Here is a 23,359-nt window from a genome sequence, read left to right as displayed (position 1 = left end):
TGGAGATGGCCATGTCCCTGTCACGACGTCACCTGCTCGGCCTGGGCGGCATGGCCGCTGCCGCCGGCGTGCTGGGCATCGGCGCCTGCAGCCGCGCCGCGCCGGCCGCCGCCGAAGCCGCGCCTGCCCGCCGGTTCGAGATCATGCGCAGCGACGCCCAATGGAAGCAGCAGCTGGCCCCGGCGCAGTATGCCGTGCTGCGCCAGCAGGCGACCGAGCGTGCGGGCAGCAGCCCGCTGGACCGCGAAAAGCGTCGCGGCACCTTCCACTGCGCCGGCTGCGCGCTGCCGTTGTTTTCCTCCTCGACCAAGTTCGACAGCGGCACCGGTTGGCCCAGTTTCTGGGCGCCGCTGCACGACGCCGTCGGCGAACAGCGCGACACTCTGTTCGGCATGGTCCGCGTGGAAATCCACTGCCGCCGCTGCGGCGGGCACCTGGGCCATGTCTTCAACGACGGCCCGCGCCCGACCGGGCTGCGCTACTGCATGAACGGTGCCGCGCTGACCTTCGAGCCTGCCGCCCGCACCGATGCCAACGATGCCGGCAGCGCCTGGCGGGTGCCGGTCTGATGTCTTTTCCCCTGTTGATGGAGCGTCGCTGATGCTGTTGCTGCTGGCTTACCTGGGGGGTGTGTTGACCCTGCTCAGTCCGTGCATCCTGCCGGTGCTGCCGTTCGTGTTCGCGCGTGCCGGCGGCTCGTTCCTGCGCAGCACCCTGCCGCTGTTGCTGGGCATGGCGATCACCTTCACCGTCGTGGCCAGCCTGGCGGCGGTGGGCAGTGCGTGGGTGGCACAGGCCAACCAGATCGGCCGCTGGGTGGCCCTGGTGGTCATGGCGCTGTTCGCCTTGGCGCTGCTGTGGCCGGCGTTCGCCGACCGCCTGCTGGCACCGTTCCAGCGCGTCGGCGCCCGCCTCAGCGCACGTGCCGATGCCGCCGACGACGCGGGACGCGGTGGTGCCTGGACGTCCCTGCTGGTGGGTATCGCCACCGGCCTGCTGTGGGCCCCGTGCGCCGGTCCGATCCTCGGCCTGGTGCTGACCGGAGCGGCGCTGAACGGCGCCAGTGCCAGCACCAGCAGCCTGCTGCTTGCCTACGCGCTGGGCGCCGTCACCGCGCTCGCGCTGGCGGTGTGGGTGGGCGGCCGCGTCTTCAATGCGCTGAAGGCACGCCTGGGGCTGGGCAATGTGCTGCGCCGCGTGCTCGGCGTGGCGGCGCTGCTGGCGGTGGTTGCCATCGCAATGGGCTGGGACACCGGCGCCCTGACCCGGCTTTCCACGGTCAGCACCGCACGGCTGGAACAGGGACTGCTGGATGCCGTGCCCGGCGTGCAGCCCGGCGCGGCGGCAATGACCAGCACCGGCGCGGCCGCCGCTGATGTGCCGCTGCCGGTCGAAGGCGAGCTGCCTGCCCTGGAAGGCACCACCGGCTGGCTCAACAGCCCACCGCTGACCCGCGAACAACTGCGCGGGAAGGTGGTGCTGATCGACTTCTGGACCTACTCCTGCATCAATTGCCTGCGCGCGATGCCGTTCGTGCACGAATGGGCCGAGCGCTATCGCGACCACGGCCTGGTGGTGATCGGCGTGCACACCCCGGAGTTCGCCTTCGAGCGCAACCCGCGCAACGTGATGCGCGCGGTCGAGCAGCTGAAGGTCACCTACCCGGTCGCGCTGGACAACGACTATGCGATCTGGCGCGCGTTCGAAAACCGCTACTGGCCAGCGCACTATTTCGTCGATGCGCAGGGCCGCATCCGCGCGCACCAGTTCGGCGAGGGCAACTATGCGCACTCCGAGCAGGTGATCCGTCGGCTGCTGCAGGAAGCGGGCCAGACCAACCTGCCACCGCCAGCCGACCCCACCGCCGCCACCCTGCAGGGCGTTGCCGAACAGGCCGACATGGGCAACCTGCGTTCGCCGGAAACCTACCTCGGCCATGCGCGTGCGGAGCACTTCGCCTCGCCCGGTGGCTTCCGCCGCGATCAGCCGTTCGATTACGACCTCCCGCAGCAGTGGGTGCTGAACCAGTGGGCGCTGCGCGACCGCTGGTCGGTCGACCAGGAGTCGGCCACGCTGGCCTCGGCGGGCGGACGCATCGCCTTCCGCTTCCACGCCCGCGACCTGCACCTGGTGCTGGCGCCAGCGGCAGATGGCAAACCCATCCGCTTCCGGGTGCTGCTGGATGGCAAGCCGCTGCAGGCCGCCGATGCAGGCGGCGATGTGCAGCCCGACGGCACTGGCGTGGTCGATGAGCATCGTCTGTACCAACTGGTGCGCCAGCGCGCGGACATCGGTGAGCACCTGTTCGAGATCGAGTTCCTGGACCCGGGTGTCCAGGCCTACGCGTTTACGTTTGGCTGAGGACGTCGCATGAAATTCTCATTGGAACAAGGCATCGCCGCGGCAGTGGCCGCGCTGGTGGTGGGTGCGCTGGTGGTGTTCGCGGTCGATGCAGGCCCGGCCATCGGCGCCGGCAGGGCACCGGCGCGCGCCGCCGAAGAAAGCCGCGCCCTGCCCGCTCCCACCGGCGTGGCGGCGTACAAGGACGAGCGCACGCAGGCCAGCGTGGTATTCGCCGGCGGCTGCTTCTGGGGCGTGCAGGGCGTGTTCCAGCACGTCAAGGGCGTGGGCAACGCAGTCTCCGGCTATATCGGCGGCGACGCATCGACGGCGCGCTACGAGACCATCAGCAGCGGGCGTACCGGCCATGCTGAAGCGGTGCGGGTCGACTACGATCCGCGCCAGGTCAGCTATGGCCAGCTGCTGCAGGTGTTCTTCTCGGTCGCGCACGACCCGACCCAGCTCAATCGCCAGGGACCGGACCACGGGACACAGTATCGCTCCGCCATCTTCAGCGACGATCCCCGCCAGCAGGCCGCCAACCGTGCCTACGTGGGCCAGATCGGCGCCTCGTTCTCGTCCCCGGTGGTGACCGAACTGGGCAGCGGCAAGCGCTTCCATCCGGCTGAGGCCTACCACCAGAACTATCTGGAACGGAACCCGCAGGCCGCTTACATCCGCTACTACGACGCACCCAAGCTGGTGGCCCTGCAGCAGCGGTTCCCGCAGCTGTACCGCCGCGATCCGGTACTGGTGCCGATGAAGTGAGCCTGTAAAAAAAAACGCACGTCCATGGAGGACGTGCGTGGGGGAAAGGCCGGAGCTGATGCCAGCGAGGTCATCGTAGGGCGGGAAGAAACAGGGGTACAGTGGCAGGCTTCCCCTGTTTGGTTGGATACAGATGGATGCCCAGGCCACCCTGCCCCGCTACCAGCAACTGGCCGATGAGCTGTCCGCGGCGATCCAGGCCGGACGCCTGCCCAGCGGGGCGCGCCTGCCCTCGCTGCGGCAGATGGCGCAGCAGCGCAAGGTCAGCCTGAACACGGTGATCGGCGCCTACCGGCAACTCGAAGATGCCGGGCTGGTGGTGCCGCTGCCGCGTTCCGGATTCCAGGTCGCTGCCCGCCTGCAGGTTCCCCTTCGATCGCTGCGGGATGCACCCTCCGAGCCCACTGCGCCGAGCCAGCCGGCGATGCTGGCGCGGGTGCTTGCCGCCCAGCAGCGGCCACAGGTGCTGGACCTGGCCTTCGCCGGCCCGCGCGGTCGCGCCTTCTATCCCGGCGTGCAGCTGCAGCGGGCCACCGCCCAGGTCCTGCGCCGCAGCCTGGCCACGGTGGAAACCTATGCGCGGCCGGACGGTTCGCAGGCCCTGATCCGGCAGATCGTGCAGCGCGGCCCGCGGATGGGCCTGCACACCGTGCCCGAACGGATCACGCTTACCCATGGGGCGATGGAGGCCCTGCAACTGGCGCTGCGCGCGGTGACTGAACCGGGCGATGCGGTCGGCATCGAAGCGCCGTCGTATTTCAACCTCTACCCCCTGTTGGCCAGCCTTGGCCTGCAGGCGATCGAACTGCCCACCCACCCACAGCGGGGCCTGGACGTGGAAGCACTCGATGCGCTGCTGGACACCACCGCACTGGCCGCACTGGTGGTGATGCCCACGGTGCACAACCCGCTGGGCTGCACCATGCCGGTGGCGGCCAAGCAACGCCTGGCCGAACTGGCCAATGCACGCCGCCTGCCGGTGATCGAAGACATCGTGTACGCCGAACTGCAGCACAGTGAGCCCCTGCAGCCCCTGCTGAAGGCCTTCGACCGCGACGGCTGGGTGATGGTGTGCGCGGGTTTTTCCAAGACTTTGGCACCGGACTACCGCGTCGGGTGGCTGGAAGGCGGGCGTTTCGTCGAGCGCATCGCGCTGCTCAAGTTCCATTCCAGCGGTGCCGAATCAAGGCTGCTCGGCGATGCCGTCGCCGCCTTCCTGGAAGCCGGCAACTACGAACACCACCTGCGCCGCATGCGCCGCCTGTACCGCGAACAGACCAGCAAGGTGCGGCAGCTGGTTGCCCAGCATTTCCCGCCCGGCACGCGGGCGACCGAACCCACCGGTGGCTTCCTGCTGTGGCTGGAGATTCCCGGCGTGGACACCGGCGAGCTGTTCGAACAGGCACTGGCCGAGGACATCGTGTTCATGCCCGGCCAGATCTATTCGCGCGGCGCGCGCTACCGCCACTGCCTGCGCTTGTCCTGCTGCCAGGAGCTGGATGCGCGTTACACGGCGGGCATTGCGCGGATCGGGGCGCTGGCCACGGCGCTGGCCGCCAGCACCGCCGTGCCTTGCTAGACTGGCGGCATGTTCGCCACTTCTTCGCTGACCGGCAGCAAGCCGGAACAATACGCCCAGCTGCTGGACCAGGCCCGTGGCCTGGTGCATGGCGAGAGCGACCGCATCGCCAACGCGGCCAACCTCTCGGCGCTGATCTACCATGCCGTGCCCGACCTCAACTGGGCCGGCTTCTACCTTTTCGACGGCACCGAGCTGGTGGTCGGCCCGTTCCAGGGCCTGCCCGCCTGCGTGCGCATTCCCCTGCACAAGGGCGTGTGCGGTGCGGCCGCCACGGAACGCGTGACCCAGCGCATCGACGACGTCGACGCCTTCCCGGGCCACATCGCCTGCGATTCCGCCTCGCGTTCGGAACTGGTGGTGCCGCTGGTCAAGGATGGCGCACTGATCGGCGTGCTCGACCTCGACAGCCCGCTGCTGGCGCGCTTCGATGCCGACGACCAGGCCGGCCTGGAAGCCATCGCCGCCGTGTTCGTCGACGCACTGCGATGAGCACCCTGCAGCTGCGCAACATCGGCCCGAAAAGCGCGGCATGGCTGCGCCAGGTCGGCCTGCGCAGCCGCGAAGAACTGCTCGCCATCGGTTCGGTGGGGGCCTTCGTCAAGGTGCGAAGGGCCGGCTTCAAGCCCAGCCTCAACCTGCTGTATTCGCTGGAAGGCGCCTTGCTGGACTGCCACTGGCAGGACCTGACCGAAGCCCAGCGCAGCGCGCTGGTGCAGGACTACGAAGCGCGCATCGCGCTGCAGCCGTTGAAAGCGCCGGGGCCTGCCTCCGGCCCGGTACGCGAACAACGCTTCGACGACCACGACGACTGACGGCTTTTGATCCTGGTGGGTGACGACCGTCGGTCGTGGTGGGTGACGACCGTTGGTCGTCACGCTTCTCCCCGCCGAGCATGGCTCGGCGCTACCGCTACCGGTACCGGTACCGGTCGACATCACCGCGAGGGTAGCGCCGAGCCGTGCTCGGCGAGCGCAGCGGCGCGTCGGGCATCCCGCCCCACCTTCAGGGCTGCTGCAGTTCCAGCAGTTCGCCCCACAGCCCCGCATCCCCGCGCTCCACCCGCAGCCGCAGGCGGGTGCCGTGGTCGATGCGCAACGCCCAGCACAGTGCCACCGGCAGGCCACACACCTGCGACAGCACCATCCGCAGCGGTCCTCCATGGCTGACGATCAGCGTCGGTGACGCCGCTTCGTCCTCTTCCTCGTCGAACAGCCGGTCCAGCGCGCGCGCGATGCGGCGTTCAAAATGTCCCCAGCTTTCGCCGTTCGGCGGGGCGAAGGCATGCGGATCGCGATGGAAACCAAGCAGCTCCTGTTCCGGCAGGGCCTCGATCGCCAGCCCGTCCCAGTCGCCGAAATCGAGTTCTTCCCACTCTGCATCCGGCTGAACGTCCAGCCCGCGCGGCACCGCAAGCGCGACTGCGGTATGCAGCGCGCGCAGGCGTGGCGAAGTGATCACCCGCTCCCACTCATGGCCTTGGTAAGCCGCGCACAGCGCATCGTGCGCCCCGGCCAGCAGCGGCGGATCGGTGCGACCGTCCAGGTGGGTGTCGCGGCCGGTGCTGGCGTGGCGGACCAGGTCCAGGATCATCGCTTGGCCCCGCTGCACCGGTCCTGCATCGGCGGGCAGGCACCCGGGCCTTGGCACAAGGGGGCAACGCAGTACGGCATGGACGTCATGGGCAGATCTGGAACGAAACAGGGGCCATTCTAGTGCACCGGCGCACGCGGCCTGCATCGCCGCACGCGATGGCTTAGACTGCGCGCACTTCAAGGTGACCTGCGGCGTCGGCTGGCAGGTTGAAACGGGAAGCCGGTGACGCATCCACGTGATGCCACTCCGGCGCTGCCCCCGCAACGGTAAGCACGTCACAAGCGGACCTCACGCCACTGTGCCCCCGGGCATGGGAAGGCGTCCGCCCGGTGGACCTCCACCGACGGCAAGCCCGGAGACCGGCCCGGAAGCACCAGGTTGCGATGCGGTGGGCATCGGCGACGGCCACCGCGTCCTGCGCGGTGCGCATCGCCCTGTCTCCGCGTTGCAGCTCCCTTTTTGTCCGCGCGGGCGTGCGCGGCAGTTGGAGTTACCCCATGACATTGCAGTCCCGAATCCTCTCCCTGGCCGTGCTGTCCGCACTGCCTGGCATGGCTGGCGCACAGAACGCTGCCACCGCGCTGGACCAGGTGCTGGTCACCGCCACGCGCACCCCGATCACGCTGGCCGACAGCCTCAGCCCGGCGCAGGTGATCGACCGCAGCGCCATCCAGGCCAGCCAGGCCACGTCGCTGCAGGACCTGCTGCGCGGCCGCGCCGGCATCAACCTGGTCAACACCGGCGGACTCGGCAAGCAGACGTCGCTGTTCCTGCGCGGCACCAATTCCTCGCACACCGTGGTGCTGGTGGATGGCGTGCGCATCAACACCGGTGACTTCGGCCTGGCCATGCTGCAGGACCTGCCGCTGGCGCAGATCGAACGCGTGGAAATCGTGCGCGGCCCGCAGTCCAGCCTGTATGGCGCGGATGCGATCGGTGGCGTGGTGCAGATCTTCACCCGTCGTGATACCGGCGGCTTCGCACCGCACCTGGAACTGGGCGGCGGCAGCAACGGCCTGCGCCAGGCCAGTGGCGGCATCGGCGGCGGTACCGAGCGTGGCTGGTTCGGCCTGGACATCGCCTACCAGCACAGCGATGGCATCGATGCGTGCCGCGGTTCGGCGGCGACCTTCCAGGGCTGCGGGGCGGACGAGCCGGATCGCGATGGCTACCGCAATCTCTCCAAGAGCGCGCGGGGTGGCTACACCTTCAGCCCACAGTGGAGCGTGGAAGGCAGCGCCCTGCGTGCCGAAGGCGAGAACCACTACGACGGCTACTACAACTACTCTGAAACGCTGCAGCAGGTGCTGAGCGGCAAAGTCCGCTACACCCCGTCCGAGCGTCTGGCAGTGACCGCCAGCATCGGCCGCAGCGACAACGAATCGGACAACAGTGGTCCGTTCGATGCGTTTGGCAGCGCGCAGACGCATCGCGACAGCGCCTCGCTGCAGGTCGACGCCAGCCTGGCCGACAACCAGCTGCTGAGCGGCGGCGTGGACTGGAGCGATGACAGCCTGGATGGCAGCAGCGCCGGCTACCTGATCGACAGCCGTGACAACACCGGTGTGTTCGTGCAGTACCAGGGTCGCTTCGGCCGGCAACATCTGCAGGCCAGCGTGCGCAACGATGACAACCAGCAGTTCGGCAACCACACCACCGGTTCACTGGCCTGGGGTCTGCAACTGGGCGCGGGCTGGAAGTTCACGGCCAGCCACGGCACCGCGTTCAAGGCGCCGACCTTCAGCGATCTGTACGACCCGTGGAGCGGCGTGGCCACGCTGGATCCGGAAAAGGCACGCAGCAGCAACATCGGCATCGCCCAGCAGGGTGAGGGCTGGCGCTGGGGCCTGGATGTGTATGAAACGCGCGTGGATGACCTGATCACCTATGACGCGGCCACCTTCCGCATGGCCCAGGTGGAGAAGGCCCGCATCCGCGGCGCCGAACTGACCGGTTCCACCACGCTGGCCGGCATCGACATCAACGCACAGCTGAGCTACACCGATCCGCGCAACCGCACCGATGGCGGGCAGTACGACAACTGGCTGGCGCGGCGTGCGCAGCAGACCGCGCGCATCGACCTGGACCGCCGCTTCGGTAGCCTGCGCGTCGGCCTGACCGGCTTCGGCGCCGGCAAGCGCTACGACGATGCCGCCAACACGGTGAAGCTCGCGGGCTACGGCACCCTGGACCTGCGCCTGGAATACGCGCTGGGCGATGACTGGTCGGTGCTCGCACGTGCGGCCAACGTGTTCGACCGTCGCTACGAAACGGTCGCCTGGTACAACCAGCCGGGGCGCGAATACCAGCTGAGCGTGCGTTACCAGCCGAAGTAACGCGCACGGCCCGGCGTCGGTAGCGTCGAAGGCAGCGGCAGGAGCCGCTGCCAACGTCGCTTGCGACGGCCCGTAGGGTGCCGGTCAGGACGACCGGCATACCCATGGTCGGCGAGCGCAGCGGGCCCTCAGCCCGCGCGCAACCCCGGCAATTGGCGCAGGTCGTCGACCACCGCCACCGCTTCGTTGTGCTGCAGGTCCAGCCCGCGGGGATAGCCGTAACGGACCAGCGCCACCGGCATGCCGGCATCCAGCGCGGCACGATAGTCGGTCAACGAATCCCCCACCATCAGGCAGTCGCCGGGCGCGAAACCAAAGTGCCCGGCGATATGCCGCAGTGGCTCGCCACTGGGCTTGCGCTGCGGCAACGAATCGCCGCCCAGCACCAGCGCGAACCGATCGCCGATGCCCAGGTGATCCAGCAGCGGTTGTACCAGCGCACTCGGTTTGTTGGTGCAGATCGCCATCGGCACACCACGTTCCTGCAGCTGCTGCAGTGCCTCGGCGACGCCATCGAACAGGCGCGGGCTGCGCAGCAGGCATTCGCGGTAGTGCACCATGAAGCCCGGCATCACCCGATCCAGGTCGATCGTGCTGCCCGCCGCGGTGAACGCCTGTTCCACCAGCCGACGCACGCCGTCACCGATCCAGGTCAGCACGGTGGCTTCGGCCACCCGCGGCAGCTGCCAGTCTTCCAGCGTGCGGTTCAATGCTTCGGCGATGTCGCTGGCACTGTCCACCAGCGTGCCGTCCAGGTCGAATATCACCAGCGGATACGGATGCGTCGTTACGTGGCTCACGGGCCTGCCATGTCGTGCGGGAGAACCTGCAGTGTAACTGCCGCCTTGGCTGGCTTCCTTGACCGTCGCTGGCTAGCAGTACGCGGCAAACGCCGGACTGGAAAACCGTTCCACCAGGAAATCGACGAAGCTGCGCAGCAAGGTGGACTGCTGCCGACGCGAGGCATACACCGCGTGCAGCCCCATTTCTTCCAGCGAATACTCTGCAAGCAACGCGACCAGCTCACCGCTGGCCAGCAGCGGATTCACCTGGTAAGCCGGCAGCATCGCGATGCCGGTGCCGCTGCGCACCGCCTCCAGCAGCAGCGACGAATCGTTGGCGCTGATGTTGCCGTTCACGCTGACCGCCACCTGCCGCCCGTCGCGCTGCAGGCGCCACACGCCCTTGCCGACGTAATGGTGGGTCAGGCAGTTGTGCGTCGCCAGCTGTTCGGCGCTGTGCGGCGTGCCCTGCCGCTGCAGGTAGGCCGGCGCGGCGCACAGCACCGAACGGCAATCGGCCAGCCGACGCGCGATCAGCGCCGGATCGATCTGCCGCGATATGCGAACCGCCAGGTCGATCCGCTCCTCCACCAGGTTGACGATGCGGTCCACCATCAGCAGTTCGATCCGTGCCTGCGAGTAGCGCTTCACGTAGTCGGCCACCGCCGGCGCCAGGTGCAGCTGGCCGAACGACACGCTGGCGGTCACCCGCAGCACGCCATGGGGTTCGGGATCCTGGCTGGCCAGCTCGTCCTCCAGTTCCTGGCGGATCCCACGCATCTGCTGGAATCGCATCAGCGCGATCCCGCCGGGGCCGGTCAGGCCGACCCGGCGGGTGGTCCGGTGCAGCAGGCGCGCGCCCAGCCACTGTTCCAGTGCAGCCAGGTAGCGGGTGACCATCGGCCGGGACATGTCCAGCGCTTCCGCAGCCGCAGTCAGGCTGCCGCGCTCGGCGACTTCGATGAACACGTCGATGGCGGTCAAACGGTCCAATTGCTCGATCCATGCAACAAACATGACCGTTATACGCTGTTTTTCGATCATCTGACGAAGCCTACAGTGACCGCTCACCCCGCAACGGAACACCCCCCATGAAGATCGCCCTCGTCGGTGCCACCGGCACCATCGGCCGCCAGATCGCCCGTCATGCGCTGGCCAACGGCCACCAGGTCACCGCCATCGTACGCAGCGAGAAACAGCTCCCCGCCGAACTGGACGGCGCCGCGCTGGCCATCGCGCCGCTGGACGACAGCGCCGCGCTGGCCGCCGTCATCGCCGGCCACGACGTGCTGGCCAGTGCCTACGGTCCGCGACCGGGCGATGACATCGGCCAGATCGCGGTGGTCGCCGGGCAGTTGCTGGACGCTGCGCGCCAGGCCGGCGTGCCGCGACTGGTGGTGGTGGGCGGCGCTGGCAGCCTGGAGGTCGCGCCGGGCGTGCAGCTGGTGGATACCCCGGATTTCCCCGCCGCCTACAAGCCCTACGCACTGGCCGCGCGTGAAGCGTTGAAACAGCTGCAGGCCGTGCAGGACGTCGACTGGACCTTCTTCTCGCCGGCCGCGGAAATCGGCCCGGGTGACGAGCGCGGGCAGTATCGCGTGCAGGCAAAGACCTTCCTCGCCGATGCCGATGGGCACAGCCGCATCAGCTACGCCGACTACGGCGCCGCCTTCGTCGAAGAACTGCAAACCCACGCCCACCCGCGCCAGATCATCACCGCCGCGTACTGAAACCCAAAAAAGGGGACGGAGGGAATTAAGTTCGCTTAATTCCCTCCGTCCCCTTTTTGGAACAGGTCGCCCTGGAGCACGGGTTCACGCTCGCGGAAACCACCCAGGCCGACGCCCACCAAGCGGTACAGCGTGTCCGGTGGCAGCTCCACGCGGTCGCGCAGGGCCAGCGCGATGTCGCGCAGTTCCTCCATCGATTCCGGCGGCCGCTCCGGCGTGTAGCTGCGGGTGAGGATGCGGAACTGCGAGGTCTTCAGTTTCAGCACCACCGTGTGCCCGGTGCGGTCGGTCTTGCGGGTGGCGTTCCAGGTTTTCTCCGCCAGCTGGACGATCGCCGGCGCCAGCGCATCCAGCGGAACGTCCTCGGCGAAGGTGTCTTCGGACGATATCGACTGCACCGGCTGGTCCGGTTCCACCGGCCGTTCATCGATACCGCGGGCGCGGTTGTACAGGCTGCGGCCAAAGCTGCCGAAGGCCTCTTCCAGCGCGGCCAGCGACCAGCTGCGCAGATCACCGCAGGTCACGATGCCACGTGCCGCCAGCTTGCCTTCCATCACTTTGCCGACGCCCGGCACCTTCTTCACCGGCAGCGGCAGCAGGAACGCATCCACGCGCTGCGGAGTCACCACGAACTGGCCATCGGGCTTGCGCCAGTCCGATGCGATCTTGGCCAGGAACTTGTTCGGCGCGATGCCCGCCGAGGCGGTCAGTGTCGTCTCCTCGCGGATCTGCGCGCGGATCTCGCGGGCGATGTCGGTCGCCAGCGCGATTCCGGATTTCGGTGAAGTGACATCCAGGTAGGCTTCATCCAGCGACAACGGCTCCACCAGGTCGGTATGGCGCAGGAAAATCTCGCGCACCTGCCGGGAAACGGCCTTGTAACGGGCGAAGTCCGGTGGCACGAACACCGCATCCGGGCACAGGCGCTCGGCACGCAGCGCCGGCATCGCCGAGCGGATGCCGAACACCCGCGCTTCGTAGGATGCCGCACACACCACCGAGCGCGCGCCACGCCATGCCACCACCACCGGCCGGCCGCGCAGGGATGGATCGTCGCGCTGCTCCACCGACGCGTAGAAGGCGTCCATGTCAACGTGGATGATCTTGCGCATAGTGCTCATGGTGGGTGTTGGAAGGGCATTCGACCTTGGTGGGCCACACGCCGAAGTATGGTCGTTGCACATCAACAGGATGCGCGTTTCCAATGGTAAACACTACGCGTGCGTACGGTGGAAATGTTTGATCGGAAGCTGTGCTGTCATGCATCCTCGGACGCTTGATCATCCGTTCTTCGCTTCCAGGATCGTGCTTTCCATGACTCGTCTCCACGCGTTCGACCGCGACCAGCTGCTGGCCAGCGCCCGCGGTGAACTGTTCGGCGCAAGCGCCGGGCGCCTGCCCAACGACCCGATGCTGATGTTCGACCGCATCACCGACATCCGCGACGACGCCGGTCCGCATGGCAAGGGCATGGTACGCGCCGAACTGGATATCCGCCCGGACCTGTGGTTCTTCAACTGCCATTTCATAGGCGATCCGGTCATGCCCGGCTGCCTGGGCCTGGATGCGATGTGGCAGCTCACCGGCTTCTTCCTGACCTGGCTGGGCGCACCTGGTCGCGGCCGCGCGCTGGGCTGCGGCGATGTGAAGTTCACCGGCCAGGTACTGCCGGACGCCAAGCTGGTCAGCTATGAAATCGACATCACCCGCGTCATCAACCGCAAGCTGGTGATGGCCCAGGCCGACGCCCGCATGCGGGTGGATGGCCGCGAAATCTACGTCGCCAAGGATCTGCGCGTGGGTCTTTTCACCTCCACCGAGAACTTCTGATGCATCGCGTCGTCATTACCGGAATGGGCATCACCTCGTGCCTGGGCAACGACCTGGACACGGTGTCGGCCAACCTGCGCGCCGGCAAGGCCGGCATCACCTACCTGGCCGACCACGCCGAAGCCGGGCTGCGCAGCCAGGTCGGCGGCCGCGTCGACCTGGACCTGGACGCGCAGATCGACCGCAAGCTGAAGCGTTTCATGAGCGACGCTTCGGCGTTCGCCTACATCGCCGCACGCGATGCCATCGCCGATGCCGGGCTGACCCCGGAGCAGGTGAGCAACCCGCGTACCGGGCTGATCGCCGGCTCCGGTGGCGGCTCCAGCGAATGGCAGGTGGAAGCGGCCGACATCCTGCGCAGCCGTGGCGTGCGCAAGGTCGGCCCGTACATGGTGCCGCGCACGATGTGCAGCACGGTCTCGGCCTGCCTGGCCACCGCCTACCAGATCAAGGGCCTGAGCTATTCGCTGTCCGCGGCCTGCGCCACCTCGGCGCATTGCATCGGTGCGGCCGCCGACCTGATCCGCCACGGCGCACAGGACATCATGCTGGCCGGTGGCGGTGAAGACCTGCACTGGTCGATGAGCGTGATGTTCGATGCGATGGGCGCGTTGTCGACCAGTTTCAACGAGACCCCGGCTACCGCCTCGCGTCCGTATGACAAGGATCGCGACGGCTTCGTCATCGCCGGCGGCGGCGGCATGCTGGTGCTGGAGGACTACGACCACGCGATCGCGCGCGGTGCCACCATCCACGCCGAACTGATCGGCTACGGCGTCACCTCCGACGGTGCCGACATGGTCGCGCCATCGGGCGAGGGCGCGGTGCGTTGCATGAAGATGGCGATGGAGAAGGTCGACCGTCCGCTGGATTACCTCAACACCCACGGCACCTCCACCCCGCTGGGCGATGTGACCGAACTGGGCGCGATCCGCGAAGTGTTCGGCGAATCGATACCGCCGCTGTCGTCGACCAAGGCGCTGTCGGGCCATTCGCTGGGCGCTGCCAGCGTGCATGAGGCGATCTACTGCCTGCTGATGATGCGCGACGGTTTCATCGCCGGTTCGGCCAACATCACCGAACTGGATCCGAAGGTGGAAGGCTTCCCGATCGTGCGCGAAAGCCGCGAGCAGAAGCTGGGTACGGTGATGTCCAACAGCTTCGGTTTCGGCGGCACCAACGCCGCCCTGGTGTTCGGCCGGCTCTGAGCCCGAGGCCCGGTAGTGACGGCCGCCGGCCGTCATGCCTCGCCGCTGCGCTCGCCGAGCATGGCTCGGCGCTACCCGCTGGATGCAGCAATCCCGTAGCGCCCCGCCACCCGCCGCGGAGCCCCACCGAAGCCCCGTGGTGGCGGCCCCGGGGCCGGCGTGGGGGGCCCCTGGCGTTGGTGGGGACGACCGTTGGTCGTCACGCCGCTGCGCTCGCCGAGCGTGGCTCGGCGCTACCTCAGCAGCGGCAGCAGCAGTGCGCGCACATCGTGCAGCGACTCCACGATGCGATGTCCCAGTGCACGCACGCCCGCATCCGGATGCACCAGATCCGGCACCTGGATGACCGTCATCCCTGCGGCCAGCGCAGCACGCGTTCCGGTCGGTGAATCCTCCAGCGCCAGGCAGCGCGCGGGATCGATTCCCAGCCGCTGTGCGGCCAGCAGGTAGATGTCCGGCGCCGGCTTGGGATGCTGTACATCGCTGCTGGTCACCACCGCGTCGAAGTAATCCAGCAGGCCGCTGGCGGCCAGCTTGCGACTGGCGCGCGGCTGCCGCGTCGAAGTGGCCACCGCGCGTGGCACACCGCGCTCCTTCAGCAGCTCCAGCAGTTCCAGGATGCCCGGACGCAGCGGCAGACCATCACGCGTGCGCGCATCGTACAGCGCGTGGCAGTGCGCCAGCAGCGTATCGACGCGCGTGCCGTCGTCGACATGCTTGTGCAGCAGCTGCAGGCAATCCCGCTCGCCCAGGCCCACCATGTGCAGGAAAAAGCCTTCCGGCAGCGCGATCTCCAGCGTCAGCGCCGCTTCGTTCCAGCAGGCGATCGACACCCGTTCGCTGTCGATCATCAACCCGTCCATGTCGAAGATCACCGCATCCGGGCGGAACGGCAAGGCAGGGATCGTGCTCACGGTGCGAACAGGGTCTCCAGGTCGGCGGCGGCCAGCTGCCGCCACTCGCCTTCCTGCAGGCCATCCAGGCCCAGCCCGCCCACGCAGCTGCGATGCAGGGCCTGGACGTGGTTGCCGGTCGCGGCGAACATGCGCCGCACCTGGTGGTAACGGCCTTCATGCAGCACCAGGCGCGCGTTGCGTGGCCCCTGCACGTCCAGCTCGGCCGGCATCAGCGGCGTCTTCTCCGATTCCAGCATCAACGTGCCACTGGCGAACAGCGCCACCTCGTCACCGCGCAGGTCCTCGGCCAGCTCCACCTCGTACACCTTGGGCAGCTTGGATTTCGGCGAAATGATCCGGTGCAGCAGGCCACCGTCGTCGGTCATCAGCAGCAGCCCGCTGGTATCGCGGTCCAGCCGGCCCACCGTGGACAGCACCGGATCGCGGTCGCGGAAACGCGACGGCAGCAGGTCGTAGACCAGCCGTCCCTTGTCCTTGATCGAACAGGTCACCCCGCGCGGCTTGAACAGCGCGATGGTGAGCCCGAACGGCGGATCCAGCGGCTCGCCGTCGACGCGGATCGCTTCGTGCGCGATCTGGTCGTCGGCATACAGCACCTCGCCGTCGGCGTCGGTGATGCGTCCTTCGCGGAACATCCACTGCACCTGTTTGCGGCTGCCGTATCCCAGGTTGGCGATCAGCTTGACCAGCTTCACCGGCTGCCTCCGCGCACTGCCTCGATCAGCTTGAAACCATCGCGCTCGGCCAGCACCCGCACCGTGCCGAAGCTGTCGTTGAGCACGTTCTCGTACGGCAGGTGGCGGTTGGCCACCACGAACAGGCGGCCACCGCGCTTGAGCGCCTGCGCCGCCACCGCGATGAAGCGCTGGCCGATGTCCGGGCGGTTCTCGCGCGAAGGGGTATGGAACGGCGGATTGCTGATGATCACGTCGTAGCCGGGTTCGATCCCGGCGGTCACGTCCTGCCACAGGAACTGCAGCGGCAGCGCGCGCGGTGGCTCGGCCAGGTTCACGCGCGCCAGGTCCAGCGCGCGGCCTTCGGCTTCGTACAGATCCAGCGCGGTGATCTTCGGGCAGCGCTCCAGCAGCTCACGCGACAGGTAGCCATAGCCCGCGCCGAGGTCGGCGGCACGCCCGGCCAGGTCGGCCGGCAGGTTTTCCGCCAGCAGTACCGATGCCGGGTCGGTCCGGTCCCACGCGAACACACCCGGCCGGCTGGTGAAGCGCCCGCCGAGGATCCTGCGCGGTGCGTCCAGGCTCGCCCAGCGGCTGGCCAGTTCAACATCGTGCTGGCCCTGCGCAGGCGCGCTCCAGTACACCCGGCAGTGGTTCTTGGTCAGGCTGCCGCCCAGGCCGGTCAGCTGCTTGAAGTCGCCCTCGCCCGAGCGCGCGCCCTCATCGTTGTGCTGGCAGGCGACGATGGTGCCGCCCGGCGCCACCAGCTGCAGGGCGCGGGCGAACAGCGCGCGGGCTTCGTCGCGCTGGCGCGGCGGCAGCACCAGCACCAGCCCGAAGCGGCCCGCCTGGTCAGCGCCCAGCTCGGCGGACACCTGCAGCCCGGCCGACTGCAGCGCCTTGGCGAACGGGGCGAAGCTCTGTTCGCAGACCACTTCACGGCCCTGCGCCTGTTCGCGCAGCGGCCATCCGTCACGCGCGCGCAGGAAGGCGACCGGGCCTTCCGGCCAGCGCAGCAGGCCTTGGGAGAGCGGCAGGAACAGGGTCTGCAGGGGAGCGTCGTCGCGGGCGGCCATCGGGCACGTAAGCCTTGGAATCTTCAGGGGGCGTCCATTGTACCGGCTCGGCGCCACCGCCCCCGTGCGGGACCGCTTTGCGAAAAGCGAACATCCCCTTGATGCCGCCCGAACGTCCAAGCGGTCAGGGTAAGCGGACCCATCCCAGCTCTGGAGATATCGAATGCGTGCCTTGTTCGTCGGTGGCGTGGTCGACAACAGCGAAATGGATCTGGAGGGCAGCCAGCCCCCGGTGCACTACCCGGAAGACACCGGCGGCGGCCACTCCCGCTACCGGCTGCACCAGGTCGGCAAGACCCGCGATGGCACCGTGGCCTATGCGGTCTACGGCGCGCCGGACATTACGGATGAGGAAGTCAGCCGGGTTGCCGATGAACGTGCCTACGAGCGCCGTTTCGAGGCCGAGGCTTCGTTGTTCGAACACTGAACCGTGCGTGGGCCGGGCGGTCCCCGGCTCACTGCTTCAGCCAGGTCAATGCAGGGCGGTGCGTTCGCCGGTGGCCTGCACATGGCGTACCGCCGCCACCAGCTGGGCCACCGAATACGGCTTGGCCACGTGTTCCTGGAATCCCGATGCCAGTGCGCGACGCCGGTCATCGGCGCGGGCCAGCGCGGTCACCGCCACCGCCGGCAGCGCATCGGCGTCCACGCCCATGTCCTCGCGCAGCGTGCGGATCAGCCCATAGCCGTCCATTCCCGGCATGCCGATATCGGTCAGCAGCACATCGAAGCGCTCGTGCCGGTTCTCGTCCAGCAGCGCCAGCGCTTCGCCGGCAGACGATGCCGAGGTGACCGCTGCCCCCTGCTCTTCCAGCATGCGACGCAGGTATTCAAGGACTTCCACCTGGTCTTCCACCGCCAGCAGATGCAGGCCGCGCAGCGGATACGGTTCGACGATGCGCTCGATGATCGGGCCGCCACTGATCACTTCACGCAGGGGGCGTGAACCCTGGTCGGGCGAATAGCGCGGCAGGCGCACGGTGAAGGTCGCGCCGCAGCCATGGCCTTCGCTGGCCGCCGCCACGGTGCCGCCATGCAGCTCGACCAGCTGCTGCACGATGGCCAGTCCCAGCCCCAGCCCGCCATGGCGGCGGGTGGTGGTGCCGTCGGCCTGGCGGAAGCGGCCAAACAGGTGGTTCAGGAATTCCGGTGCGATGCCATCGCCACTGTCCTTCACCGTCACCTGCCAGCCTTCGGGCAGGTCCTCCAGCCGCAGCGTGACCGAGCCTTCGGCCGGGGTGAACTTGATCGCATTGGACAGCAGGTTCCACAGCACCTGCTGCATCCGGGTGGCATCGCCAAGCACCAGGCACGGACGGTCCGGCACGTCCACGGTCACGTCCAGCGCCTTGCCCTCGGCGACCAGTTCCTGCGCGCCCATCGCCTGGCGCAGCTGCTCGGAAAGGTCCAGCACTTCCACTTCCAGCTGTACCTTGCCCAGCAGCATGCTGCTGAGGTCCAGCATGTCCGATATCAGCCGCTTCTGCGCATTGGCACTGCTGGCGATCACGCCCAGCCCCTTGCGCAGTGGACTGTCCGGTTCCACCCGCTGCAGCAGCAGCTCGCTCCAGCCCAGGATGGTGGTCAGCGGCGTGCGCAGCTCGTGCGACAGGGTAGCCAGGAATTCGTCCTTCAGGCGCGCGGTGTTTTCCGCTGCGGCGCGCGCCGTGCGCTCGGACTGCAGCAGCTCTTCGCGCGCCAGTTCGATGTCGCGTCGTTCGGTCACGTCCGGGCTGCTGCCGGCCAGGCCGACGAAGTGGCCATTGCGCGAGAAACGCGGCCGGGCGTTCATTTCCAGCCAGCGCCACTCGCCGTCGGCGCGCCGTGCACGCACCAGGGTATTCATCGAGCGCTGTGCACTCAGCGCGCCACGCAGTTCGTGTTCGAACACCGAGGCATCATCGGGATGCACCAGCCCGCGCCAGACGTCTTCCGGCACCCGCTTCTCGTCGCCGCCGAAGAACTCGGTAAAGGCGCTGTTGACGAAGCGCGAGTGACCCTGCTCGTCCAGCACCCAGACCGGCATCGGCAGGCCGTCTGCCAGGGCGCTGAAGCGCGCCTCGCTTTCGCCCAGTTCGCCTTCCATCCGTTTGCGTGCGCTCACGTCGAAGAACAGCACCGCGACCGTGTCATCGCCCTCGGCACCTACCCGCACGGCATCCACCGAATAGGCGCGGCCGAGCGCCTTGGCCTCCAGTTCGAACTGGGTCGCCTCGCCGGTGCGCGCCACGTGGCCGTAAATGGTGAACCAGTCTTTTTCGTGGTTGGGTTCAAGCTCGCTCATCCGCCGCCCGATCGGATCCACCAGCCCGGTATGGCGTTCGAACGCTGGATTCACTTCCAGGAACACATAGTCAACCGGATGGTCCTGGTGGTCGAAAAGGACTTTGATCACGCAGAAGCCCGCATGCATACGCTCCAGCGCGTGCTGGTACAGGCTTCCGCCACCTGCGGCGGCGTGTGCGGGCAGGGCTTCCAGGGTCGAATTCACAGGGGACAAGGGCTTGGGCCGCTGGGTAGCAATGTAGACAGCATGGTCCAGACTGCGTATTCGCAGCGTCAAGCGCCGGGCGTCATGCCCGGCGTGATGAACTTCCCGTAAGCGCATGCCCGGGCGTGCTGGAGTGCCGCTTGTCCGGCGCGCCGGGCAGGACCACACTGGTGGCCACACTTACAGCGCTGCCACACGGCGCAGGAGCCTGCCATGAGCCGCCTTTCACGACGCAGCCTGCTGCTGGCAGTCCTGCTTGCCACTTCCGCCGGTGCCGCACTGGCCGCCCCGCGCACCGTGACCGATCCGCAGGCACCACGCGCGCTTGAAGTCGCCGGGCCGGTCAGCGTGCAATGGAACGACCCCAAAACCTTCACCGAGCTGCGCAACAGCACCAACCGCTTCGAGGCCGAGCGCGGCAACTGGGTCCATCAATTGGCCGAGTACGCGCGCAAAACCGCAGAGAAGACCCTGCAGCCCGGGCAGACGCTGGACATCACCTTCGTCGACATCAAGCGCGCAGGCGACTTCGAGCCGTGGCATGGTCCGCGTGCCAGCGACATCCGGATCATGCGCGACATCTACCCGCCGCGGATCACCCTGCAGTACGTGCTGAAGGGCGCGGACGGCCAGGTGCTGGACCAGGGTGAAGCCGCGCTGCGCGATTCCGGCTTCCTGCATGGCAGCACCGGCATGCAGAGCAGCAGTGATCCACTGCGCTACGAAAAGAAGCTGATCGAAGACTGGGTGCGCCGCGACCTGGCCAAACGGATCGCCGCCAACTGACCAAAGTGGGTGACGACCGGGCTTTGTGGGTGACGAACGAGGCCAGGTGGGTGACGTGGGTGACGACCGTTGGTCGTCACGCTTCCCCCTCACCCTTCCACATATTCCCGGCGCACGCGCTTCACCGCACACGGCAACTGGTAGGCACTGACCCCGCAGCGCGGCGCCAGTTCGGCCAGGCTCAACGCCTGCCCCCCCCACAACTGTACGTCGCTGCCCACGCCCGCCTGCGGGTGGTCGGTGAGGTCCACCGTCAGCATGTCCATCGACACCCGGCCGATCAACCCGCCAGGCTGGCCGTCGATCACCACCGGTGTCCCATTGGGCGCGAACTGTGGATACCCGTCTGCGTAACCCATCGCCACCACGCCGACGCGGGTACGCTGGCGGGCCACGAAGCGTGCGCCGTAGCCGACCGGCTCGCCCACTTCGATCCAGCGCTCGGCGATTACCTTCGAACGCATGTTCATCACCGGGCGCAGGCGCGCGGTCACTGCCGTATCACCCGGCAACGGATTGGCGCCGTACAGCATCAAGCCCGGACGCACCCAGTCGCTGCGCACATCCGGCCAGCCCAGCAGTGCAGGCGAATTGCAGATGCTGGTCTCACCGACCAGCCCGGCCGTGGCCGCTGCAAACACCGCCGCCTGTTCACGGGTGCGTCCGCTGTCCAGCTCATCGGCACGAGCCAGGTGGGTCATCATCACGATGCGATCGACCTGCGGCAGCGCGGACAGGCGTGCATGCGCGGCGCGGAAGGCATCCACGTCCAGCCCAAGCCGGTGCATGCCACTGTCCAGCTTCAGCCATACCGTCAGCGCCAGCGGACTGTCGAAGGCGGCCAGCGCCTCGACCTGCCACGGCGAACCCACGGCGGTCCACAACCGGTGTTCGGCGATCAACGGCAGTTCGCTGGCTTCAAAGAAACCTTCCAGCAGCAGGATCGGGGCGGATATACCGGCCACGCGCAGTTCCAGTGCTTCTTCGATGGTCGCCACCGCGAAGCCATCGGCCTGTGCTTCAAGCGCCTGCGCGCAGCGCACCGCACCGTGGCCGTAGGCATCGGCCTTGATCACCGCCAGCGCCTTGCCGCCGCCGAGTTCGCGCGCCAGGCGGTAGTTGCCGCGCAGCGCATCCAGGTCGATCAACGCACGTGCAGGGCGCATCAGCGACGCCCCGCGTGCGCGGTCGCAGCACCCTTGCCGCCGTAACGGAAGATGTCCAGGCCTTCGGTGCTGATCTGCGGCTGTCGCGCGCTCATCAGGTCGGCAAGGTAACGACCGGACCCGCACGCCATGGTCCAGCCCAGGGTGCCGTGTCCGGTGTTCAGGAACAGGTTGCGGAACGGCGTGGCGCCGATCACCGGCGTGCCATCCGGCGTTGCCGGGCGCAGCCCGGTCCAGAATTCCGCGCGGGAAAGATCGCCGCCCTTCGGGTACAGGTCACGCACCACCAGCTCCAGCGTCTGCCGACGACGCGCCGACAGGGACAGGTCGAAGCCAGCCACTTCGGCCATGCCGCCCACGCGGATGCGGTCGTCGAAGCGGGTGACCGCCACCTTGTAACTTTCGTCCAGGATGGTCGACGTCGGTGCCATCGCCGGGTCGGTGATCGGCAGGGTCAGCGAATAGCCCTTCAGCGGATACACCGGCAGGTCCAGCCCCAGCGGGGCCACCAACGCGGGTGAATAGCTGCCCAGCGCCACCACGTAGTGATCGGCGGTTTCCAGCTTGCCATCCACGCGCACGCCGGTGATGCGGTCACCATCGCGCTCCACCCCGGCGATGTCCACGTCGTAGCGGAACTCCACCCCGGCCTCGGCCGCCATGGTGGCCAGCCGACGGGTGAACAACTGGCAGTCGCCGGTCTGGTCGCGCGGCAGGCGCAGCGCGCCGACCAGCCCATCCACGTGGGCCAGCGCCGGCTCGGCGGCGATGATGCCGGCGCGGTCCAGCACCTCGTAGGGCACGCCGTACTGCGCCAGCACCTCGATGTCCTGCGCCGAAGCGTCCAGCTGCTGATGGGTGCGGAACAGCTGGGTGGTGCCCAGGTCACGCCCTTCATAGTCGATGCCCGTCTCGGCACGCAGCTGGTTCAGGCAGTCACGGCTGTACTCGGACATGCGCACCATGCGCGCCTTGTTGATCGCATAGCGTTCCTGCGTACAGTTGCGCAGCATCTGCCACAGCCAGCGGTACTGGGCCAGGTCCATGCCCGGGCGGATCGCCAGCGGCGCATGCTTTTCGAACAGCCAGCCGATCGCCTTCTTCGGCACGCCCGGCGCCGCCCACGGCGAGGTGTAGCCGAACGACAGCTGCCCGGCATTGGCGAAACTGGTCTCCAGCGCCGGCCCCGGCTGGCGGTCCAGGACGGTGACGTCGAAACCGGCCTGGCGCAGGTACCAGGCACTGGTGGTGCCGATGACGCCGCTGCCGAGAATGAGAACGCGCATGAGACCTCTCCAACCGATCAATTCCCTGCGCAGGAGCACGCCGGGACCATAATCGGGACAGTATAGTCAGGCCGATCCAGCGAATTTGCGCGTTTTATGAAAGCGGGGCAGCATATTTCCCTGAAAACCATCTGCACAGGGCGACAGCGTGGCCACCCGCACCCGCGAACTGGACAAAATTGACAGGAAAATCCTAAGGATCCTGCAGGCCGAAGGCCGGATCTCCTTCACCGAGCTGGGCGAACGCGTCGGCCTGTCCACCACCCCGTGCACCGAGCGGGTGCGCCGCCTGGAACGCGAAGGCGTGGTCACCGGCTACCACGCCCACCTGGACCCGGCGGCACTGAAAGCCAGCCTGCTGGTGTTCGTGGAAATCAGCCTGGCCTACAAGTCCGGCGACATCTTCGAGGAGTTCCGCCGCGCCGCGCTGAAGCTGCCGAACGTACTGGAATGCCATCTGGTTTCCGGCGATTTCGACTACCTGTTGAAGGCGCGCATCAGCGAAATGGCCTCGTACCGCAAGCTGCTGGGCAGCACCCTGCTGACCTTGCCGCACGTGCGCGAATCGAAGAGCTACATCGTGATGGAAGAGGTCAAGGAGACCTGGAGCCTGCCGATCCCGGACTGAGAAGTCGAACGGGTGAGACCCCCTCGCGGGTGGCTGCTGCGAGAAGCAGACTGAGTGCTTGGGGCCGGGCGCCGCCACCCGCGTAAAAAAAAAAGAAAAGCGGTGGCGCCGACCCATGGTCGGCGGATACCATCAAATCCCTCCCCCCAAAGCCGCCGACCATGGG

23 protein-coding genes and 1 riboswitch are annotated in these 23,359 nt (G+C 67.8%); of the genes, 13 read left to right on the top strand and 10 right to left on the bottom strand.

The annotated features are described in order from the left end of the window. The first annotated feature begins 11 nt into the window (after nt 1-11). From msrB to ABE522_RS15435, 6 genes are all read left to right on the top strand, one after another. The gene (msrB, locus tag ABE522_RS15460) at nt 12-569 is read left to right on the top strand and encodes a peptide-methionine (R)-S-oxide reductase MsrB (protein WP_346592454.1); all 558 of its coding nucleotides are present in this window, start codon (nt 12-14) and stop codon (nt 567-569) included. A gap of 28 nt (nt 570-597) precedes the next feature. Then, nucleotides 598-2,361: a cytochrome c biogenesis protein DipZ gene (locus ABE522_RS15455; RefSeq protein WP_346592463.1), complete on the top strand. Its 1,764-nt coding sequence runs from the start codon at nt 598-600 to the stop codon at nt 2,359-2,361. Nucleotides 2,362-2,370: 9 nt separating this feature from the next. Next, nucleotides 2,371-3,108 carry a peptide-methionine (S)-S-oxide reductase MsrA gene (gene msrA / locus ABE522_RS15450; protein WP_346592453.1) on the top strand — a complete coding sequence of 246 codons (738 nt, stop codon included), beginning with the start codon at nt 2,371-2,373 and terminating at the stop codon, nt 3,106-3,108. A 133-nt stretch (nt 3,109-3,241) separates the two neighbouring features. Continuing rightward, nucleotides 3,242-4,687 carry an aminotransferase-like domain-containing protein gene (locus ABE522_RS15445; protein WP_406846374.1) on the top strand — a complete coding sequence of 482 codons (1,446 nt, stop codon included), beginning with the start codon at nt 3,242-3,244 and terminating at the stop codon, nt 4,685-4,687. Between the two features lie 9 nt (nt 4,688-4,696). Beyond that, nucleotides 4,697-5,179, top strand: coding sequence for a GAF domain-containing protein (locus tag ABE522_RS15440; protein ID WP_346592452.1), 483 nt, complete (start codon nt 4,697-4,699; stop codon nt 5,177-5,179). Continuing rightward, the gene (locus ABE522_RS15435; protein ID WP_346592451.1) at nt 5,176-5,502 is read left to right on the top strand and encodes a TfoX/Sxy family protein; all 327 of its coding nucleotides are present in this window, start codon (nt 5,176-5,178) and stop codon (nt 5,500-5,502) included. The genes ABE522_RS15440 and ABE522_RS15435 overlap by 4 nt, the downstream gene beginning before the upstream one ends. A gap of 190 nt (nt 5,503-5,692) precedes the next feature. Here the strand turns inward: ABE522_RS15435 and ABE522_RS15430 are convergent, their stop codons facing one another. Then, entirely contained in the window at nt 5,693-6,280 is a 588-nt protein-coding gene (locus ABE522_RS15430) for a histidine phosphatase family protein (protein WP_346592461.1), read from the bottom strand. 165 nt (nt 6,281-6,445) lie between these two features. Further along, nucleotides 6,446-6,665, top strand: a riboswitch (cobalamin riboswitch). 115 nt (nt 6,666-6,780) lie between these two features. Between ABE522_RS15430 and btuB the strand changes: the two genes are divergently transcribed. Continuing rightward, nucleotides 6,781-8,619 carry a TonB-dependent vitamin B12 receptor gene (gene btuB, locus ABE522_RS15425; protein ID WP_346592450.1) on the top strand — a complete coding sequence of 613 codons (1,839 nt, stop codon included), beginning with the start codon at nt 6,781-6,783 and terminating at the stop codon, nt 8,617-8,619. 128 nt (nt 8,620-8,747) lie between these two features. On the opposite strand, the gene gph is transcribed toward btuB, so the two are convergent. Then, nucleotides 8,748-9,419, bottom strand: a complete 672-nt coding sequence (gene gph / locus ABE522_RS15420) for a phosphoglycolate phosphatase (RefSeq protein WP_346592449.1) — start codon at nt 9,417-9,419, stop codon at nt 8,748-8,750. A gap of 72 nt (nt 9,420-9,491) precedes the next feature. Further along, the gene (locus ABE522_RS15415; protein WP_346592448.1) at nt 9,492-10,394 is read right to left on the bottom strand and encodes a LysR family transcriptional regulator; all 903 of its coding nucleotides are present in this window, start codon (nt 10,392-10,394) and stop codon (nt 9,492-9,494) included. Between the two features lie 98 nt (nt 10,395-10,492). Here ABE522_RS15415 and ABE522_RS15410 point away from each other — a divergent pair, with 98 nt between their 5' ends. Continuing rightward, nucleotides 10,493-11,131 (top strand): NAD(P)-dependent oxidoreductase, encoded by a 639-nt coding sequence (locus ABE522_RS15410; protein ID WP_346592447.1) that lies wholly within the window; start codon nt 10,493-10,495, stop codon nt 11,129-11,131. Between the two features lie 35 nt (nt 11,132-11,166). Here the strand turns inward: ABE522_RS15410 and dinB are convergent, their stop codons facing one another. Beyond that, complete coding sequence (dinB, locus tag ABE522_RS15405; RefSeq protein WP_346592446.1) at nt 11,167-12,252, bottom strand: DNA polymerase IV; 1,086 nt, start codon at nt 12,250-12,252, stop codon at nt 11,167-11,169. Nucleotides 12,253-12,445: 193 nt separating this feature from the next. Between dinB and fabA the strand changes: the two genes are divergently transcribed. Together fabA and fabB are read left to right on the top strand one after the other, a co-directional pair. Next, nucleotides 12,446-12,961 (top strand): 3-hydroxyacyl-[acyl-carrier-protein] dehydratase FabA, encoded by a 516-nt coding sequence (gene fabA / locus ABE522_RS15400; RefSeq protein WP_346592445.1) that lies wholly within the window; start codon nt 12,446-12,448, stop codon nt 12,959-12,961. Then, nucleotides 12,961-14,169 carry a beta-ketoacyl-ACP synthase I gene (fabB, locus tag ABE522_RS15395; RefSeq protein ID WP_346592444.1) on the top strand — a complete coding sequence of 403 codons (1,209 nt, stop codon included), beginning with the start codon at nt 12,961-12,963 and terminating at the stop codon, nt 14,167-14,169. The genes fabA and fabB overlap by 1 nt, the downstream gene beginning before the upstream one ends. Nucleotides 14,170-14,402: 233 nt before the next feature. Here the strand turns inward: fabB and ABE522_RS15390 are convergent, their stop codons facing one another. From ABE522_RS15390 to ABE522_RS15380, 3 genes are read right to left on the bottom strand one after another with little or no spacing between them, the layout of a single operon-like run. Beyond that, nucleotides 14,403-15,083 carry an HAD family hydrolase gene (locus ABE522_RS15390; protein ID WP_346592443.1) on the bottom strand — a complete coding sequence of 227 codons (681 nt, stop codon included), beginning with the start codon at nt 15,081-15,083 and terminating at the stop codon, nt 14,403-14,405. Further along, nucleotides 15,080-15,781, bottom strand: coding sequence for a pseudouridine synthase (locus ABE522_RS15385; protein WP_346592442.1), 702 nt, complete (start codon nt 15,779-15,781; stop codon nt 15,080-15,082). Before ABE522_RS15385 ends, ABE522_RS15390 begins: the two co-directional genes overlap by 4 nt. Next, nucleotides 15,778-16,836 (bottom strand): class I SAM-dependent methyltransferase, encoded by a 1,059-nt coding sequence (locus ABE522_RS15380; protein ID WP_346592441.1) that lies wholly within the window; start codon nt 16,834-16,836, stop codon nt 15,778-15,780. The genes ABE522_RS15385 and ABE522_RS15380 overlap by 4 nt, the downstream gene beginning before the upstream one ends. Before the next feature lie 163 nt (nt 16,837-16,999). Between ABE522_RS15380 and ABE522_RS15375 the strand changes: the two genes are divergently transcribed. Further along, the gene (locus ABE522_RS15375) at nt 17,000-17,263 is read left to right on the top strand and encodes a hypothetical protein (RefSeq protein WP_042614947.1); all 264 of its coding nucleotides are present in this window, start codon (nt 17,000-17,002) and stop codon (nt 17,261-17,263) included. Nucleotides 17,264-17,308: 45 nt separating this feature from the next. On the opposite strand, the gene ABE522_RS15370 is transcribed toward ABE522_RS15375, so the two are convergent. Beyond that, nucleotides 17,309-19,249: a PAS domain-containing hybrid sensor histidine kinase/response regulator gene (locus ABE522_RS15370; RefSeq protein WP_346592460.1), complete on the bottom strand. Its 1,941-nt coding sequence runs from the start codon at nt 19,247-19,249 to the stop codon at nt 17,309-17,311. Nucleotides 19,250-19,540: 291 nt separating this feature from the next. On the opposite strand from ABE522_RS15370, the gene ABE522_RS15365 reads away from it, so the two are divergent. Further along, nucleotides 19,541-20,113, top strand: a complete 573-nt coding sequence (locus tag ABE522_RS15365) for a DUF3016 domain-containing protein (RefSeq protein WP_346592440.1) — start codon at nt 19,541-19,543, stop codon at nt 20,111-20,113. 89 nt (nt 20,114-20,202) lie between these two features. Here the strand turns inward: ABE522_RS15365 and alr are convergent, their stop codons facing one another. Both alr and ABE522_RS15355 read right to left on the bottom strand, forming a co-directional pair. After that, complete coding sequence (gene alr / locus ABE522_RS15360) at nt 20,203-21,279, bottom strand: alanine racemase (protein WP_346592439.1); 1,077 nt, start codon at nt 21,277-21,279, stop codon at nt 20,203-20,205. Then, a complete protein-coding gene (locus ABE522_RS15355; protein ID WP_346592438.1) occupies nt 21,279-22,565 on the bottom strand; it encodes a D-amino acid dehydrogenase in 1,287 nt (428 codons plus the stop codon). Before ABE522_RS15355 ends, alr begins: the two co-directional genes overlap by 1 nt. Before the next feature lie 148 nt (nt 22,566-22,713). On the opposite strand from ABE522_RS15355, the gene ABE522_RS15350 reads away from it, so the two are divergent. Beyond that, a complete protein-coding gene (locus ABE522_RS15350; RefSeq protein WP_346592437.1) occupies nt 22,714-23,193 on the top strand; it encodes a winged helix-turn-helix transcriptional regulator in 480 nt (159 codons plus the stop codon). Nucleotides 23,194-23,359: the final 166 nt, after the last annotated feature.

The organism is Stenotrophomonas lacuserhaii (assembly GCF_039674585.1).
In the GTDB taxonomy this organism is placed as follows: domain Bacteria; phylum Pseudomonadota; class Gammaproteobacteria; order Xanthomonadales; family Xanthomonadaceae; genus Stenotrophomonas; species Stenotrophomonas pennii_A.
This window is presented reverse-complemented; position numbering and strand designations above follow the sequence as displayed.